Origin of the sequence: Pseudomonas sp. FSL R10-1350 (assembly GCF_009600525.1) — a bacterium.
Lineage (GTDB): Bacteria > Pseudomonadota > Gammaproteobacteria > Pseudomonadales > Pseudomonadaceae > Aquipseudomonas > Aquipseudomonas helleri.
The window spans coordinates 46,893-66,898 of the sequence record NZ_WIVR01000015.1; the positions used below are offsets into that span (position 1 = coordinate 46,893).

The 20,006-nt window shown below is 60.5% G+C and carries 1 protein-coding gene; it reads left to right on the forward strand.

Features of this window, described 5'->3' with window-relative positions; all coding sequences use genetic code 11:
- Positions 1-56: 56 nt before the first annotated feature.
- Positions 57-19,733, forward strand: coding sequence for a BapA/Bap/LapF family large adhesin (locus GHO25_RS09725; RefSeq protein WP_153390683.1), 19,677 nt, complete (start codon positions 57-59; stop codon positions 19,731-19,733).
- Positions 19,734-20,006 lie beyond the last annotated feature (273 nt).

A 20,006-nucleotide genomic window follows, 5' to 3' on the forward strand; every position in this document is an offset into this window, starting at 1 on the left:
GCATTTAGTGCAGTGGCGAGTCCCTTTATTTATCGAATGAATAAAGTAGGTGTGAGATGAAGAATATTGTGATTGTTGACAAGGCATCAGGGGCTAAGTCGGAACAGGCGTTGGGTTCGCTCAGCCTTAAAGGCACGAGCATTGTAAAACTGCCCTTCGGCCAGGAGAGTGTTCAGTCTTATCAACAGTCCGGCAATAATCTGGTTATTACACTCAAGTCCGGTGAAACCGTTACGATCCAGAACTTCTTTGTGACGGGCAGCGACGGAGCCACTAACCAACTGGTGCTGGAGGGCAGCAATGGAACGCTGCTCCTGGGTCAGTATTCTTCACCTTACTCTGGCTTTACTTTCACCCAGATTTCCAGCCTTGACGACCTGACACTGGCCGCGGCTGGCGGCAGTGCCGACATTCCTAACTGGGTCCTGTGGGGGCTTGGCCTTCTGGCGGTAGGTGGCGCGGCGGCTGCGTTGAGCGGTGGTGGCGGTGGCGGCGGCCATCATGGCGGTGATGGCGATACCGCAGCGCCCGGTGCTCCAACCGGTATTTCGGTGAGCAGCGATGGCCTGAGCGTCATCGGCAAGGGCGAGGCCGGTTCCAAAGTGACGGTCAAGGATGCGGCCGGTAACGTGGTTGGCACCGGCACGGTCGGGGCTGATGGTAACTTCAAGGTGCCTTTGGACTCGTCCAAGACCAACGGCGAAAAACTCGATGTGACCCTGACCGACCCGTCGGGTAACCAGTCCCCGGTCGGTAGCGTGGTGGCGCCTGACACCACCGCTCCAGAGGCCCCGACCGGCCTGACGGTCAGCCCGGATGGCCAAACCATCAGCGGCAAGGGCGAGCCTGGCTCGACGGTGACGGTTAAAGATTCTGCGGGCAATGTGATCGGCTCGGGCACCGTAGGGGCTGATGGCAATTTCGACATTACCCTCGGCACCCCGCAAAACAACGGTCAAACCCTTGATGTCACCTTGACCGACCCGGCGGGCAACCAGTCGCCGGTCGGCAGCGTGGTGGCGCCTGACACCACCGCTCCTGATGTACCCACCAGCCTGTTTTTGGCCACAGACGGTGTGACATTCAGCGGTAAAGGTGAGCCGGGTTCCCACCTTACGGTCAAGGACTCCGCCAACAATGTGGTGGGCAGCGGCACTGTCGGTGCCGACGGCAATTTCTTGATCACACTGACCTCACCGCAAAGCGTGGGTCAGCAGTTGAACACCACGCTGACTGATGCGGCTCAGAACGAATCGTTGCCAGGCAAATTTATTGTGACTGACACCGATTTGGGCTCAGGAGGCCAACCGCTCGCGGCCACTGACTTGGTCGTCAGCCAGAACGGCCTCTCGATCAGCGGCAAGGGGCAGGCCAATAACAAGATTACGGTCAAGGATGCGGCGGGCAATATTATCGGCAGCGGGACGGTGGATGCCGATGGCAATTTCAACCTGTCCTTCGACACGGCCCTGACCAGCGGCGCCAGCGTGGATGTCACGTTGACTGACAGCAAAGGCCAGGTATCGCCAGTCAGCAGCGTTGTGTACACCGACACCACCGCGCCTGATGCGCCAACCAATCTGGCTGTAAGTCCCGACGGCCTGACCCTTACCGGTAAGGGTGAAGCGGGCAGCACGGTTATCGTTAAAAACGCCGACGGTGAGCAAGTCGGTACGGCGGTTGTGGGGGCTGATGGCAGTTTCGAAGTCACCCTGGATGCGGCCCAAGGCAATGGCACCACCCTTGAAGTGACCCTGACTGACAAGGCCGGAAATATTTCGACAGCCACGCCAGTAGTTGTGGGTGAAGCTGTAGCGCCTGAAGCGCCAACCGGTCTGGTTGTCAGCGCTGATGGCCTGTCGGTAACCGGTAAAGGTGAGCCGGGCTCCACCGTGACGATCAAAGACTCTGCGGGCAATGTGATCGGCACCGGCACTGTTGGAAATGACGGCAACTTCGACGTCACCCTGGGCACCGCACAAACCAATGGCGAAACCCTGGGCGTGACCCTGACCAGCCCTGGTGGGCTGACTTCGCCATCGATCAGCGTTGTTGCAGGCGACACCACCGCACCTGAAGCGCCAACCAATCTGGCAGTGAGCGACGATGGTCTGGTGCTGAGTGGTAAAGGTGAGCCGGGTTCAACCATCACCATTAAAGGTCCGACGGGCACCGTGATTGGCACTGGGACAGTCGGTGCAGATGGCACCTTCTCGATCATCCTCGAAACAGCACAAACCAATGGCGAAACCCTGGGCGTCACCCTGACTGACAAGGCGGGTAACGTATCTCAAGCTGGCAGCGTGGTAGCAGGCGACACCACGGCACCCGATGCTCCAACTAATATCGCAGTCAGCGCCGATGGCCTGACCCTCACCGGTAAAGGTGAAGCGGGCAGCACGGTTATTGTTAAAAACGCAGCCGGTGAGCAAGTCGGTACGGCGGTCGTGGGGGCTGATGGCAGTTTCGAAGTCACTCTGGATGCGTCCCAAGGCAATGGCACCACCCTTGAAGTGACCTTGACCGACAAGGCTGGCAACGTATCGACAGCTACCCCGGTGGTTGTGGGTGAAGCGGTTGCCCCTGAGGCGCCTACCGGTCTGGTTGTTAGCGCCGATGGCCTGACAGTGACCGGTAAAGGCGAGGTTGGCAGCACCGTAATCGTCAAAGATGCGGCTGGCTTGCCTATCGGCACCGGGGTTGTCGGTGCTGATGGCAGCTTCGAAATAACGCTCGACAAAGCACAAACCAACGGCGAAACACTGGGCGTCACTTTGACCAATGCCGGTGGCCTGACTTCGCCATCGATCAGCGTGATTGCAGGCGATACCACCGCACCTGAAGCACCGACCAATCTGGCTGTGAGCGACGATGGTCTGGCGCTCACGGGTAAAGGCGAGCCGGGTTCCACCGTCACTATCAAAGATCCAGCTGGCAAAGTGATTGGCACTGGGACAGTCGGTGAAGACGGTAGCTTTTCGATCACCCTCGACAAAGCACAAACCAACGGCGAAACCTTGGGCGTCACTCTGACCGACAAGGCTGGCAACATCTCGCAAGTTGGCAGCGTGGTAGCAGGCGACACCACTGCCCCTGAAGCCCCGACCGGCTTGGGTGTTAGCGCAGATGGCCTGACCCTGAGCGGTAAAGGCGAAGTTGGCAGCACCGTCACCGTAAAAGATCCGGCAGGCAATGTGATCGGCTCCGGTCCAGTCGCCGCTGATGGCAGCTTCGAAATCACCCTCGACCCAGCACAAACCAACGGCCAAACACTGGCTGTCACTCAAACCGATGCGGCAGGCAATATCTCTGCGGGTGGCAGCGTGGTTGCAGGCGATACCACCGCGCCAGCGGCTCCAACTGAGCTGGCGGTAAGCGCTGATGGCCTGACCCTCACCGGTAAAGGCGAAGTCGGCAGCACCGTTATCGTCAAAGACGCGGCAGGTTTGGAGATCGGCAACGGCGTTGTGGATGCGGATGGCAATTTCTCCGTCATTCTCGACAAAGCACAAACCAACGGCGAAACCTTGGGCGTCACCCTGACCGACAAGGCGGGCAATATCTCGCAAGTGGGCAGCGTGGTTGCAGGCGACACCACGGCCCCCGATGCGCCAACCAATATCGCTGTCAGCGCCGATGGCCTGACCCTCACCGGTAAAGGTGAAGCGGGCAGCACGGTTATCGTTAAAAACGCCGACGGTGAACAAGTCGGTACGGCGGTCGTGGGGGCTGATGGCAGCTTCGAAGTCACCCTGGATGCAGCTCAAGGTAATGGCACCACCCTTGAAGTGACCCTGACTGATAAGGCAGGCAACATCTCAACGGCTACCCCGGTGGTTGTGGGCGAAGCTGTTGCGCCTGAGGCGCCTACCGGTCTGGTTGTCAGCGCAGATGGTCTGACGGTGACCGGTAAAGGCGAGCCGGGCTCCACCGTGACGATCAAAGACTCTGCGGGCAATGTGATCGGCACCGGCACCGTCGGTGATGACGGCAACTTTGACGTCACCCTGGGCACCGCACAAAACAACGGTGAAACCCTGGGCGTGACCCTGACCAGCCCTGGTGGCCTGACTTCGCCATCGATCAGCGTGATTGCAGGCGATACCACCGCACCTGAAGCACCAACCAATCTGGCTGTGAGCGACGATGGTCTGGCGCTCACGGGTAAAGGCGAGGCGGGCAGCACGGTTATCGTCAAAGACGCGGCGGGCTTACAAATCGGCGCAGGCGTTGTGGATGCTGACGGTAATTTCTCGATCATCCTCGATAGCGCGCAAACCAACGGCCAAACCCTTAACGTCACGCTGACCGACAAAGCGGGCAACATCTCGCAAGTTGGCAGCGTGGTAGCGGGCGACACCTCTGCACCTGAAGCCCCGACCGGCTTGGGTGTTAGCGCAGACGGCCTGACCCTGAGCGGTAAAGGCGAAGTTGGCAGCACCGTCACCGTGAAAGATGCAGCGGGTAATGTAATCGGCTCCGGCCCTGTGGGTGCTGACGGCAGCTTCGAAATCACTCTTGCGCCAGCACAAACCAACGGCCAAACACTGGCTGTTACCCAAACCGATGCGGCAGGCAATATCTCTGCGGGGGGCAGTGTGGTGGCGGGCGACACCACAGCACCAGCGGCTCCAACTGAACTGGCGGTCAGCGCTGATGGCCTGACCCTCACCGGTAAAGGCGAAATCGGCAGTACCGTAATCGTCAAAGATGCGGAAGGCTTGCAAATCGGTGCTGGGGTTGTCGGGGCTGATGGCAGCTTCGAAATCATCCTGGATGCTGCTCAAACCAACGGCGAAACCCTCAACGTCACCCTGACCGACAAAGCGGGCAACATCTCGCAAGTGGGCAGTGTGGTTGCTGGCGACACCACTGCACCTGAAGCACCAACCGGCGTGGTCCTCAGCGCCGATGGCTTGACCCTGACGGGTAAAGGCGAAGTGGGCAGCACCGTTACCGTCAAAAACGCCGAGGGCGCGGTGATTGGCTCCGGGCCTGTCGGGGCTGATGGCAGTTTCGAAATCACCCTGGATGCGGCGCAGACCAATGGCCAAACCCTGGACGTCACCCTGGCCGATAAGGCAGGCAACGTCTCGGCAGTCACGCCTGTGATTGCGGGCGATACAACGGCACCTGCAGCGCCAACTGATTTGGCGGTCAGCGCTGATGGCCTGACCCTCACAGGTAAAGGTGAAATCAACAGCACGGTCATCGTCAAAAACGCAACCGGTGGGCAAATCGGCGTGGGGGTTGTGGACGCTGATGGCAATTTCTCGATCACCCTCGACAGCGCGCAAACCAACGGTGAAACCCTCAACGTTACCCTCACCGACGCGGCGGGCAACGTTTCGCTAGTCGGCAGCGTAGTGGCGGGCGACACCACGGCTCCTGATGCGCCAACCAATATCGCGGTGAGCGCGGACGGCCTGACCCTCACCGGTAAAGGCGAGGCGGGCAGTACGGTCATCGTCAAAAACGCTGCCGGTGAATCCGTGGGTACAGCGGTGGTGGGGGCTGACGGCAGTTTTGAAGTCACCCTCGACGCCGCGCAAGGTAATGGCACCGTCCTGGAAGTCACCTTGACTGACAAGGCTGGCAACATCTCTGACCCGACGCCTGTACTGGTCGGTGAGGCTGTAGCACCTGAGGCGCCAACCGGTCTGGTGGTGAGCGCAGACGGTCTGACAGTGACCGGTAAAGGCGAAGTGGGCAGCACCGTGACGGTGAAAGGCCCGGCTGGCAACGTGATTGGTACCGGGGTTGTCGATGCTGACGGTAATTTCTCGGTCACTCTGGACACCGCGCAAACCAACGGCGAATCCCTGGGTGTGACGTTGACCAATGCCGGTGGCCTGACTTCGCCATCGATCAGCGTGGTGGCGGGCGATACCACGGCGCCTGATGCCCCGACTGACCTGGTGGTGAGCGCGGATGGTCTGGCGCTGACGGGTAAAGGTGAAGCGGGCAGCACGGTCACCATCAAAGACGCGGCGGGCACGGTGATTGGTACCGGGCCTGTCGGGGCTGATGGCAACTTCTCAATTACTCTCGACAGCGCACAAACCAATGGCGAAACCCTCAACGTCACCCTGACCGACAAGGCGGGCAACATCTCGGCAGTCACGCCTGTGATCGCGGGCGACACCACGGCACCTGATGCACCGACTGAGCTTGCGGTGAGCGTTGATGGCCTGACGCTGAGCGGTAAAGGTGAAGTCGGCAGCACAGTGACGGTCAAAGATGCAGCGGGCGCGGTGATTGGCTCCGGGCCTGTGGGCGCTGATGGCAGCTTTGAAATCACTCTCGATGCTGCGCAAACCAATGGCGAAACCCTTAACGTCACGCTGACTGACAAGGCAGGCAACGTCTCAGCGATCACGCCAGTGGTTGCTGGCGACACCACAGCACCTGCGGCGCCAACTGATTTGGCGGTCAGCATTGATGGCCTGACCCTGACCGGTAAAGGCGAAGCGGGCAGCACTGTTACGGTCAAAGATGCAGCGGGCGCAGTGATTGGTTCCGGACCTGTTGGGGCTGATGGCAGTTTCGAAATCGTCCTCGACAGCGCGCAAAAAAATGGCGAAACCCTCAACGTCACCCTGACCGACAAGGCGGGCAACATCTCGGCGGTCACGCCAGTGATTGCGGGCGATACCACCGCACCTGACGCGCCAACAGAGCTTGCAGTGAGCGTTGATGGCCTGACGCTGAGCGGTAAAGGCGAAATCGGCAGCACGGTGACGGTTAAAGATGCAGCGGGCGCAGTGATTGGCTCTGGGCCTGTGGGCGCTGACGGCAGCTTCGAAATCACCCTGGACACGGCTCAAACCAACGGCGAGACCCTCAACGTTACGCTGACCGACAAGGCGGGCAACGTTTCGCAAATCACGCCTGTGATTGCAGGCGATACCACCGCACCTGATGCTCCGACAGAGCTTAAAGTGAGCGCAGATGGTCTGTCCCTGACCGGTAAAGGCGAAGCGGGCAGCACCGTCACGGTCAAAGATGCGGTGGGCGCGGTGCTCGGCACCGGGCCGGTAGCGGCTGACGGCAGCTTCACTATCACCCTCGACAGTGCGCAAAAAAATGGCGAGACCCTTAACGTCACCCTGACCGACAAAGCCGGCAATGTGTCGGTTGCCGCTCCGGTTGTCGCTGGCGATACCACGGCACCTGATGCCCCCACCAACATTGCCGTGAGCGCGGATGGTCTGACGCTCACCGGTAAAGGTGAGGTCGGCAGCACAGTCACTGTCAAAGACTCGGCCGGTCTGTCGGTAGGCACGGGTGTGGTGGGGGCTGATGGCAGTTTTGAAGTCATCCTTAAAGACGCGCAGGGCAATGGCGCCATACTTGATGTCACCTTGACCGACAAGGCAGGCAACATCTCGCCGATTACCCCAGTGGTGGTCGGTATCGCGGTAGCGCCTGATGCGCCAACCGATCTGGCAGTGAGTGTCGATGGTCTGACAGTGACCGGTAAAGGCGAGATTGGCAGCACCGTTACTGTCAAAGATGCGGCTGGCTTGCCAATCGGCACCGGGGTTGTCGGTGCTGATGGCAGCTTCGAAGTAACGCTCGACAAAGCGCAAACCAACGGCGAAACCCTGGGCGTGACCTTGACCAATGCTGGCGGCCTGACTTCGCCATCGATCAACGTGGTGGCGGGCGATACCACGGCGCCTGATGCCCCGGCTGACCTGGTGGTGAGCGCCGATGGTCTGGCGCTGACCGGTAAAGGCGAGGCGGGCAGCACGGTGACTGTGAAAGACGCAACGGGCGCGGTGATCGGCACCGGGCCGGTAGCGGCTGATGGCAGCTTCACCATCACCCTCGATACGGCGCAAAAAAATGGCGAAACCCTTAACGTCACCCTGACCGACAAGGCGGGCAACATTTCGGCAGTCACGCCAGTGATTGCAGGCGACACCACGGCACCTGATGCCCCGACAGAGCTTGCGGTGAGCGTTGATGGCCTGACGCTGAGCGGTAAAGGTGAAGTCGGCAGCACGGTGACGGTTAAAGACGCAGCGGGCGCGGTGATTGGTTCCGGGCCTGTAGAGGCTGACGGCACCTTCACCATCGCGCTCGACACGGCACAAACCAATGGCGAAACCCTGAACGTCACCCTGACCGATAAGGCGGGCAACGTGTCGGTGGTCACGCCAGTAATCGCGGGCGACACCACCGCACCTGATGCTCCGACAGAGCTTGCAGTGAGCGTTGATGGCCTGACGCTGAGCGGTAAAGGTGAAGTTGGCAGCACAGTGACGGTCAAAGACGCCGCGGGCGTGGTGATTGGCTCCGGACCTGTGGGCGCTGATGGCAGTTTCGAAATCACCCTCGATGCTGCGCAAACCAATGGTGAAACCCTGAATGTCACCCTGACCGACAAAGCGGGCAACGTGTCGGCGGTCACGCCAGTGATTGCGGGCGATACCACCGCACCTGAGGCCCCGACAGAGCTTGCAGTGAGCGTTGATGGCCTGACGCTGAGCGGTAAAGGCGAAATCGGCAGCACGGTGACGGTTAAAGACGCAGCGGGCGCGGTCATTGGCAGCGGGCCTGTGGGCGCTGATGGCAGCTTTGAAATTACCCTCGACACTGCACAAACCAATGGCGAAACCCTCAACGTCACCCTGACCGACAAGGCGGGCAACGTCTCGGCGATCACGCCAGTGACTGCGGGTGATACCACCGCACCTGATGCCCCGACAGAGCTTAAAGTGAGCGCAGATGGTCTGTCCCTGACCGGTAAAGGCGAGGCGGGCAGCACCGTCACTGTTAAAGACGCAACGGGCGCAGTGATTGGTTCCGGGCCTGTAGAGGCTGACGGCAGCTTCACCATCACTCTCGATTCAGCGCAAAAAAATGGCGAAACCCTAAATGTCACCCTGACCGATAAGGCGGGCAACATCTCGGCGGTCAAGCCAGTGATTGCAGGCGATACCACGGCACCTGATGGCCCAACTGAACTTGCAGTGAGCGTTGATGGCCTGACGCTGACCGGTAAAGGCGAAGTCGGCAGCAAGGTGACGGTTAAAGACGCCGCGGGCGTGGTGATTGGCTCCGGACCTGTGGGCGCTGATGGCAGTTTCGAAATCGTCCTCGACAGTGCGCAAAAAAATGGCGAAACCCTCAACGTTACCCTGACCGACAAGGCGGGCAACGTCTCGGCGATCACGCCAGTGATCGCGGGTGATACCACCGCACCTGATGCCCCGACAGAGCTTAAAGTGAGCATTGATGGCCTGACCCTCACCGGTAAAGGCGAAGCGGGCAGCACCGTCACGGTCAAAGATGCGTTGGGCGAGGTGATCGGCACCGGGCCGGTTGCGGCTGACGGCAGTTTCACCATCACCCTCGACAGCGCGCAAAAGAATGGCGAGGCCCTTAACGTCACCCTGACCGACAAGGCGGGCAATGTGTCGGTGGTCACGCCAGTGATTGCGGGCGACACCACGGCGCCTGATGCACCGACCAACCTGGCGGTGAGCGGCAATGGTCTGATCCTCACCGGTAAGGGCGAAGTCGGCAGCATCGTGATCGTCAAAGACGCTGCGGGCGTGCAAGTCGGTACGGGCGTCGTCGGCGCGGGCGGCAATTTTGAGGTTGCTCTTGACCCGGGCCAAAGCAATGGCTCTACGCTTCAAGTCACCCTGACCGACAAGGCCGGCAACATTTCGACCGCCAGCCCTGTGGTTGTCGGTGATGCCGTCGCACCGGATGCGCCAACCGACCTGAGCGTGAGCGTTGATGGTCTGGTACTGGATGGCAAAGGCGAGCCGGGTGCCATCGTCACTGTCAAAACGGCAGCGGGCGCGGTGATCGGCAGCGGGGTCGTAGGCCTTGACGGTAACTTCAGCGTGGCGCTGGACACCGCTCAAACCAACGGCGAAACCCTGGGCGTCACCCTGAGCAGCGTCGGTGGGTTGACCTCACCTTCCGTCAGCGTGGTGGCGGGCGATACGACGGCGCCTGATGCCCCGACTGAGCTGGCCGTCAGCGTTGATGGCCTGACCTTGAATGGTAAAGGTGAGCCGGGCTCAACCGTCACCGTTAAAAATGCCGCAGGCGCTGTGATCGGCAGCGGACCTGTGGCGCTGGATGGCTCCTTTGCCATCACCCTCAACATGGCACAAACCAATGGCGAAACCCTTAACGTCACGCTGACAGACAAAACCGGCAACGTGTCGGTGGTGACGCCTGTTATCGCCGGCGATACCACCGCGCCAGTGGCACCGACTGAACTGGCGGTCAGCGCGGATGGCCTGACCCTGAGCGGTAAAGGTGAAGCAGGCAGCACCGTCATCGTGAAAAACGCCGCCGGTGCGCAAATCGGTACTGGCATCGTTGACGCTGATGGCGCGTTTACCGCGATCCTCGATACTCCGCAGAAAAATGGCGAGACCCTCAACGTCACCCTGACCGACAAGGCGGGCAACGTGTCCTTGCCGGGCACCGTGACGGCGGGCGATACCACGGCACCTGCAGCCCCAACCGAGCTTAAAGTCAGCGCGGATGGCCTGACCCTGGACGGTAAAGGTGAGGCGGGCAGCACGGTGATCGTTAAAAACGCCTTGGGTGTGCAAATCGGCACGGGTGTCGTAGGCACTGACGGCACTTTCGCCGTCACCCTCAACACGGCGCAGAAAAATGGCGAGACCCTCAGCGTTACCCTGACCGACAAGGCGGGCAACGTGTCGACGGCGACCCCGGTAATAGCGGGTGATACCACGGCACCCGACGCGCCGACTGAGCTGAAAGTGAGCCTCGATGGCCTGGAACTGACCGGTAAAGGTGAAGCGGGCAGTGTGGTCACCGTGAAAAACGCGGCGGGCGTGCAAATCGGTGCCGGTATTGTTGGTCCTGACGGCTCGTTCACCGCGATCCTCGATACACCGCAGAAAAATGGCGAGACCCTTAACGTTACCCTCACCGACAAGGCAGGCAACGTGTCGGCGGTCGCCCCTGTGGTAGCCGGTGACACGACGGCTCCGGGTGCGCCGACTGAGCTTAAAGTGAGCGTTGATGGCCTGACCTTGAGCGGTAAAGGCGAAGTCGGCAGCACAGTGACGGTCAAAGACGCTGCGGGCGCAGTGATAGGCAGCGGGCCTGTGGGCGCTGATGGCAGTTTCGAAATCACCCTCGATGCTGCGCAAACCAATGGCGAAACCCTTAACGTCACCCTGACTGACAAGGCCGGCAACGTATCGGCAGTCACGCCAGTGATTGCGAGCGACACCACGGCACCGGCAGCGCCGACTGAGCTTAAAGTCAGCGTTGATGGTCTGGAACTGACGGGCAAAGGCGAAGCGGGCAGTGTCGTCACCGTGAAAAACGCCGCGGGCGTGCAAATCGGCACGGCTATCGTTGGTCCTGACGGTTCGTTTACCGCGATCCTCGATACCCCGCAGAAAAATGGCGAAACCCTCAACGTCACCTTGACCGATAAGGCGGGCAACGTGTCGGCGGTCACGCCAGTGATTGCGGGTGACACCACAGCACCGGCGGCGCCGACGGACCTTAAAGTGAGTGTCGATGGCCTGGCACTGACCGGTAAAGGCGAAGCGGGTAGCACCGTCATCGTTAAAAATGCCCTGGGTGTGCAGGTCGGCACCGGCACCGTTGGCGCTGATGGCTCGTTTAGCGCAGTGCTCGATACGCCGCAGAAAAATGGCGAGCTGCTTAACGTCACTCTGACGGACAAGTCGGGCAACGTGTCGGCAGTCACGCCAGTGATTGCCGGTGACACCACGGCACCGGCGGCGCCGACAGAGCTCAAGGTGAGTGTCGATGGCCTGGCGCTGACGGGTAAAGGCGAAGCGGGCAGCATCGTCATCGTGAAAAACGCGGCGGGTGTGCAAATCGGCACCGGTATCGTTGGCGCGGACGGCGCGTTTACCGCCGTCCTTGATACCCCGCAGAAAAATGGCGAAACCCTCAACGTCACCTTGACCGATAAGTCGGGCAACGTGTCGGCAGTCACCCCGGTGATTGCGGGAGACACCACGGCACCGGCAGCGCCGACTGAGCTTAAGGTGAGTGTCGATGGCCTGGCGCTGACCGGTAAAGGTGAAGCGGGCAGCACCGTCATTGTGAAAAACGCCCTGGGTGTGCAAGTCGGCACCGGCACCGTTGACGCTGACGGCTCGTTTAGCGCAGTGCTCGATACGCCGCAGAAAAATGGTGAGCTGCTTAACGTCACCCTGACGGACAAGGCGGGTAACGTCTCGCTGCCGACCCCGGTTGTGGCGGGCGACACCACGGCACCGGCGGCGCCGACTGACCTTGACGTGCGTGTCGATGGCCTGGCGCTGACGGGCAAAGGCGAAGTGGGCAGCACCGTTACCGTGAAAAACGCGGCAGGTGTGCAGGTTGGCACCGGCATCGTGGGTCTTGATGGCTTGTTTACCGTGATCCTGGCCCCGGCACAAAACAATGGCGAAAGCCTTAACGTGACCCTCACCGACAAGGCGGGCAACGTGTCCTTGGCGGGTGTGGTGACAGCGGGTGATAGCACAGCACCGGCGGCGCCGACCGAGCTTAAAGTGAGCGCGGATGGCTTGTCGCTGACCGGTAAGGGCGAGGCTGGTAGCACGGTCATTGTGAAAAACGCCCTGGGCGTGCAAGTGGGTAGCGGCACTGTTGACGCTAACGGCGTGTTAACCGCAACGCTCGATACACCGCAGAAAAATGGCGAAATCCTCAACGTCACCTTGACCGACAAGGCGGGCAACGTGTCCTTGCCGGGTGTTGTGGCAGCGGGTGATACCACGGCACCGGCGGCGCCGACCGAGCTTAAAGTCAGCCTCGATGGTCTGGCGCTGACCGGTAAAGGCGAAGCGGGCAGCACCGTCATCGTGAAAAACGCCGCAGGTGTGCAAGTCGGCACCGGTATCGTTGGGCTGGATGGCTCGTTTATCGCGGTCCTGGCTCCGGCACAAAAAAATGGCGAGAGCCTCAACGTTACCCTCACCGACAAGGCGGGCAACGTGTCCGTGAGCACTGCGGTTGTAGCGGGTGATACCACCGCACCGGCGGCGCCTACCGAACTTAAAGTCAGTGTTGATGGCTTGTCGCTGACCGGTAAAGGTGAGGCGGGCAGCACGGTTATCGTTAAAAACGCTGCGGGTGTGCAAGTGGGTGCTGGCACCGTGGGTGAAGATGGCTCGTTTAGTGCGGTACTCACATCGCCGCAAAAAAATGGCGAGCTGCTTAACGTCACCCTGACCGACAAGGCCGGCAACGTGTCGCTGGCCGCTCCGGTCACTGCCGGTGACACCACCAATCCGGATGCCCCGACCAACCTGGCAGTCAGCCTTGGCGGTCTGGTGTTGACGGGTAAAGGCGAGCCTGGCGCCGCCGTGACCGTTAAAGGTCTTGGTGGGGTAACCGTCGGTACAGGGTTTGTCGGGGCGGATGGCGGCTTTGCGATTGTGCTGGTCCCGGCTCAAGGCAATGGCCAAACCCTGGAAGTCCAACTCAAGGATGCGGCGGGTAACGAGTCCCCGGTCGGCACTGTAATTGTGGGGGGCGCCCTGGCACCGGAAGCCCCAACCGACCTGGTGGTGAGTCTGGATGGCCTGACCCTGAGTGGCAAGGGCGAAGCAGGGTTGTCGGTGACGATCAAAAACGCTGCGGGCGCGGTGATCGGTACGGGCACTGTGGGCGTGGACGGCAACTTTGCCGTCACCCTCGACACTGCGCAAAAGAACGGTGAAACCCTTGGCGTCACCTTGACCAATAGCCTGGACCTTTCGTCTCCGTCCGTCAGCGTGGAAGCGGGCGACACCACCGCACCGGCAGCGCCAACCGGACTGGCGGTCAGCCTTGATGGCTTGTTGCTGACCGGTAAAGGTGAAGCAGGCAGCATCGTCACCGTGAAAAACGCGGCCGGTGTGACCATTGGTACGGGCGTGGTGGGCGTTGATGGCTCGTTTAGCGCGATCCTCGATACCCCGCAAAAAAATGGCGAAACCCTCAACGTCACCCTCACCGACAAGGCGGGCAACGTCTCGGTGGCCACCCCGGTTGTGGCGGGCGACACCACGGCTCCGGCGGCGCCAACTGAGCTTAACGTCAGCGCTGATGGCTTGACCCTGACCGGCAAAGGCGAAGCAGGCAGCACCGTCACGGTTAAAAACGCGGCGGGTGTGCAAGTCGGTACCGGCACCGTGGGGGCTGATGGCTCGCTGACCGCGACCCTGAGCCCGGCACAAAAAAATGGCGAAAGCCTCAACGTCACCCTCACCGACAAGGCAGGCAACGTCTCGCTGCCGACCCCGGTTGTGGCGGGCGACACAACGGCACCGGCGGCACCGACCGAGCTTAAAGTCAGCCTGGATGGCTTGTTGCTGACGGGTAAAGGCGAGGCGGGCAGTACGGTCATTGTAAAAAATGCCGCAGGCCAGCAAATCAGCACCGTTGTGGTCGGGATCGACGGCAACTTTGCCGCCGTCCTCACGCCAGCGCAAAAAAATGGCGAGACCCTCAACGTCACTCTCACCGACAAGGCAGGCAACGTCTCGGTGGTCACCCCGGTTGTGGCGGGCGACACCACGGCACCGGCAGCCCCGACTGACCTTAAAGTCAGCGCTGATGGTCTGGCACTGACCGGTAAGGGCGAAGCAGGCAGCACCGTCACCGTGAAAAACGCGGCGGGCGTGGCCATTGGTACTGGCGTTGTCGGGGCGGATGGTTCGTTCAGTGCGACACTCAACACGCCGCAGAAAAATGGCGAGTTGCTTAACGTCACACTGACCGACAAGGCCGGTAACGTCTCGCTGCCAGCCCCTGTGCTGGCGGGTGATACCACGGCGCCGGCGGCGCCAACCAACCTGTCCGTGAGCGTCGATGGTCTGGTGCTTAACGGTAAAGGCGAGCCGGGCTCAACGGTAACGGTCAAAAATGCGGCGGGTGTGGTGATCGGTGGCGGTCTTGTCGGGCTGGATGGCTCGTTTGCCGCGGTCCTCACGCTGCCACAAAAAAATGGCGAAACCCTCAGCGTCACCCAGACCGATGTGGCGGGCAACGTGTCGGTGGCCGCACCGGTGGTGGCGGGCGATACCACGGCACCGGCCGCGCCGACCGATCTGGCAGTGAGCCTCAATGGTCTGGCACTCACCGGTAAAGGCGAAGTGGGCAGCATCGTCACGGTGAAAAACGCCGCAGGCGTGCAGATTGGCACTGGCATCGTCGGGCTGGATGGCTCGTTTAGCGCCGTGCTCACCTCGCCACAAAAAAATGGCGAGACCCTCAACGTTACCCTGACCGACAAGGCAGGCAACGTGTCGGTGGCCACGCCAGTGATTGCAGGCGACACCACGGCACCGGCGGCGCCGACTGAACTTAAAGTCAGCCTCGATGGCCTGGCGCTGACGGGTAAAGGTGAAGCAGGCAGCATTGTCACCGTGAAAAACGCTGCAGGTGCGCAAGTGGGCACCGGCGTTGTCGGGGTTGATGGCTCGTTTACCGCGGTCCTGAACCCTCCACAGAAAAATGGCGAAAACCTCAACGTGACCCTGACCGACAAGGCAGGCAACGTGTCGGTGGCAGGTGATGTGACGGCGGGTGATACCACGGCACCGGCGGCTCCGACTGAGCTTAAAGTCAGCCTCGATGGCTTGTTGCTGACGGGTAAAGGCGAGGCGGGTAGCACGGTTATCGTGAAAAACGCCGCAGGCCAGCAAATCAGTACCGTTGTGGTTGGCATCGACGGCAACTTTGCCGCCGTCCTCTTAACACCGCAAAAAAATGGCGAGACCCTTAACGTCACCCTCACCGACAAGGCGGGCAACGTGTCCTTGCCGGGTACTGTAACGGCGGGCGACACCACGGCGCCGGCGGCTCCGAACACCCTGGCTGTGAGCGCGGATGGTCTGTCGCTCACAGGTAAAGGTGAAGCGGGCAGCACGGTCGTCGTGAAAAACGCCGCCGGTACGCAAATCGGCACCGGCGTCGTCGGGGCGGATGGCTCGTTTACCGCGACCCTCAGCCCTGCACAAAAAAATGGCGAGAGCCTCAACGTTACCCTGACCGACAAGGCGGGCAACGTGTCCTTGCCGGGCACCGTGACGGCGGGTGACACCACGGCTCCAGCGGCACCGACTGAGCTCAAAGTCAGCCTCGATGGCTTGTTGCTGACGGGTAAAGGCGAGGCGGGCAGCACGGTTATCGTGAAAAACGCGGCGGGCCAGCAAATTGGCACTGTTGTGGTTGGCATCGACGGCAACTTTGCCGCCGTCCTGTTAACACCGCAAAAAAATGGCGAGAGCCTCAACGTTACCCTGACTGACAAGGCGGGCAACGTGTCCTTGCCGGGTACTGTGACGGCGGGCGACACCACGGCGCCGGCGGCTCCGAACACCCTGGCTGTGAGCGCGGATGGTCTGTCGCTCACGGGTAAAGGTGAAGCGGGCAGCACGGTTGTCGTGAAAAACGCCGCAGGCACGCAAGTCGGTACCGGCGTCGTCGGGGCGGATGGCTCGTTTACCGCGACCCTCAGCCCTGCACAAAAGAATGGCGAGAGCCTGAACGTCACCCTGACGGACAAGGCAGGCAACGTCTCGCTGCCGACTCCGGTTGTGGCGGGTGACACCACCGCACCGGCTGCTGCGACGGACCTTAAAGTCAGCCTCGATGGCTTGTTGCTGACGGGTAAAGGCGAGGCGGGTAGCACGGTTATCGTGAAAAACGCGGCAGGCCAGCAAATCAGTACCGTTGTGGTTGGCATCGACGGCAACTTTGCCGCCGTCCTCTTAACACCGCAAAAAAATGGCGAGACCCTCAACGTCACCCTCACCGACAAGGCGGGTAACGTCTCTGTGGCCGCGCCAGTGGTTGCCGGGGACACCACTGCACCAGTGGCGCCAACCAACCTGGTGGTCAGCGTCAATGGTCTGACCCTGACGGGTAAAGGCGAGGCGGGCAGTACCGTCACCGTGAAAAACGCGGCGGGCGTGGCCGTGGGCAGCGGCACTGTTGGCGCTGACGGTTCGTTTACCGCGACCCTCAGCCCTGCACAAAAGAATGGTGAAAGCCTCAACGTCACCCTCACCGACAAGGCTGGCAACGTCTCGTTGCCGACTCCTGTGTTGGCGGGTGATACCACGGCACCGCAGGCGCCGACTGAGCTTAAAGTCAGCCTCGATGGTTTGACGCTGACCGGTAAAGGCGAAGCGGGCAGCATCGTTACCGTGAAAAACGCGGCCGGTGTGCAAATCGGTACCGGCCTTGTCGGGGCTAATGGTTCGTTTACAGCGCTGTTGGTTGGGCCGCATAAAAACGGTGAAAGCCTCACCGTCACCCTGACCGACAAGGCCGGCAACGTTTCGGTGCCTGCGCCAGTGCTTGCAGGCGACACCACGCCACCGGCCATTGCGACCGACCTTGCGTTGAACGCAGATGGCGTGACGTTCAGCGGCAAGGGTGAAGCGGGTAGCCAGGTGACGGTTAAAGACTACTTGGGGCAGACCATCGGTACGGGCACCGTCAACGGGCAAGGTAACTTCACGGTGATCCTGAATCAGCCACGCAGCACCGGTGAAACCCTCAACGTCACCCTCAAGGATGCCGCGCAGAACGTGTCCCTGCCGGCAACCTATCTGGCGATTGACCCTGGCCTGCCGGGAACACTGACCCCTAAAGCCTCCAACGACCTGGCAACTGCTGAGATAGTGATCAAGCCGGTGACGACCAACAATCCGTTGGCTGATATGAAGGTCAATTCGGCTGTGACGATTGGCCCGATTTCGATTATCGCCAAACTTCAGGATGTGCAGACGTTCACGATCAAAGCGGGTACAACAGGCACCTTGAATCTGTCTGCTAGCCAGGGAGATTTGCTCACGCTATTGGGCGGCGGGGTTAAGGTTAAGCTGGAAGTGAATGACGGCAAGGGCGGATGGACGCCTGTGCAGCAAGGTTCCCTGAGTGGCGGCTTGCTCGATTTGCTGGGGCTGTTTGGATCTAGCGGCAGCGGGAAAGTCGAAGGTCTGGCTGCGGGGAACTATCGCGTCACGTTTGATCTGAACCCGGCACTGGTCTCCGTGGGAGCCAGCTCAACGACCAAACTGAGTGTCACCGAGCAAAGCCTCACCGATTTCACGGCTGACGCCGGGCCAGCGATCAAAGGTAACGTGATCACCGACCTGGGCTTTGATGGCAAAACCGACGTTACGGGCACGGCCGGGCCTGCGAAGGTTCAGGTTATGGTCGACGGCAAGCTTGTCGATGCGGACATCCCGACCGGGCCCGGGACCGTGTTGCAGGGCCAATATGGTCAACTGACGATCTTTGCCAACGGCAATTACTCGTACGTGGCAAATGGCAATGCGGCCAATCTTGGCAAGGTTGATTCGTTTGAGTATCACCTGGTCAATGCGGCGGGCTCCTCAACAGCCAACTTGTATGTGCGCATTGATAGCGCAGATTCCAATTTCACTTGGAGCACAACCGACCCTTCGGCCCCCGGCGTTATTGTTCCGGTTGCTAATGATGACGTGGGTTCTACAGCAATCCAGTTGTTGCCGGAAGTCGGGCCGCAGGTTGCGTTGCCGGGCTTTAGCTATGATTTGAAAGGCCTTGTGATTAGCACGGGAAGCAGTCTGGGTGTGGAGACCGTCATAGGAGCCAATACCAAGGGCGATCTTGCAGTTTCTGCCACATTTTCATCGGGAGGGCAGGGACTTGGTAGCACAACCCTGACCCTGGAAAAATTCATCAACGGCGCGTGGACTGCAGTACCACAACAGAGCTTCACCACTACATCCCACACCTTTAAAGATCTGGATGCTGGTTTATATCGGGTTAAAGCGTCGACCAGTGTTGCGGCCTCACCGAATACTACAGTCTCCTTTAGCCAGAAACTCACGCCCACTTACCTGGACAAGTTTGTTGTCGGCACAGTCACTCCGGCCACCGGCAATGTGCTGTCCAGTACCTTGACCGGTCCTGACAAGCTGGGTTCTGTGCTCACGGTGATCAGTGTGCTGGACAAGGGTGTGTTCGTGAATGCCGGGGGCGAGGGCAAGGTGGTTGCGGGGGCATACGGAACGTTGACCCTGTTCGCCGATGGTAAATACACCTACACGCCGAATGCCGGCCTGACGGCGAGCAACGTGGGGCAGGTGGATCACTTCACCTACAAACTCACCTCGCCGACAGGCAATTCCGACACGGCTGAGCTGTACATCCGTCTCGACTCTCCAGACCGTCCTCAGGTCTGGGACGACGCCAACCCGGGCGCACCGGCCAAGACCGCCACGTCGTTCGCCGCACTGGCCGTGGAGGAGCATGTCGCCGCCGTCGACCACGTGGCTGCAACAGAGGGGCATACCACGGGTGAACACGGGGATCATGCGGTGGTTGCCGACACCGATTTCACTCACGTCGACAACGTTGCCGGGACCGATGGGTTGCTGTGGGAAGGGGGCGATGCTGCGATCAATCTGGCGAGCCTGATTGGCAAGGTCAGCGGCATCGATGCCATCGACCTCAACCACGTCAGCGCTGTTGATCTGACGCTGAGCCTCGAAGACCTGGTGTCCATCACCGGGCCTGAAGCGGACCGGTTGGTGATTCAGGGCGATGACAACGACAGTGTGCATTTGACCGGCAATTGGTCATCGGGAGTGGCTCAGGTTGAGAACGGTCTTGAATACGTGATCTACACTAGCGAGGAAGATAAAACCCACCAACTGTGGGTGCAGAACGGAATCAGCGTGGTTTAACCCACAACGTTTTCGCCGGGCCTTCAAAGGCCCGGTTTTGTGTACTAACGGTATTGCAATGATGGATCGTTGCGGGCTGCGAGTAACGATCCATTGTTGCGTGCACACCTGAGCCAAGGCGTGCATGTGATACCCCAATGTTGTTTCGCTGAGTGCGCCTTTTTTGCAGGCCAACACTCATCTGGGGGCTGGATTTGAGGCATAGAACGCTGGTTAAACAGTTGTCGGTTGTGGTTTGTGCCGTTGCGTTAACCCCGCTGTTGCTTGAACGGG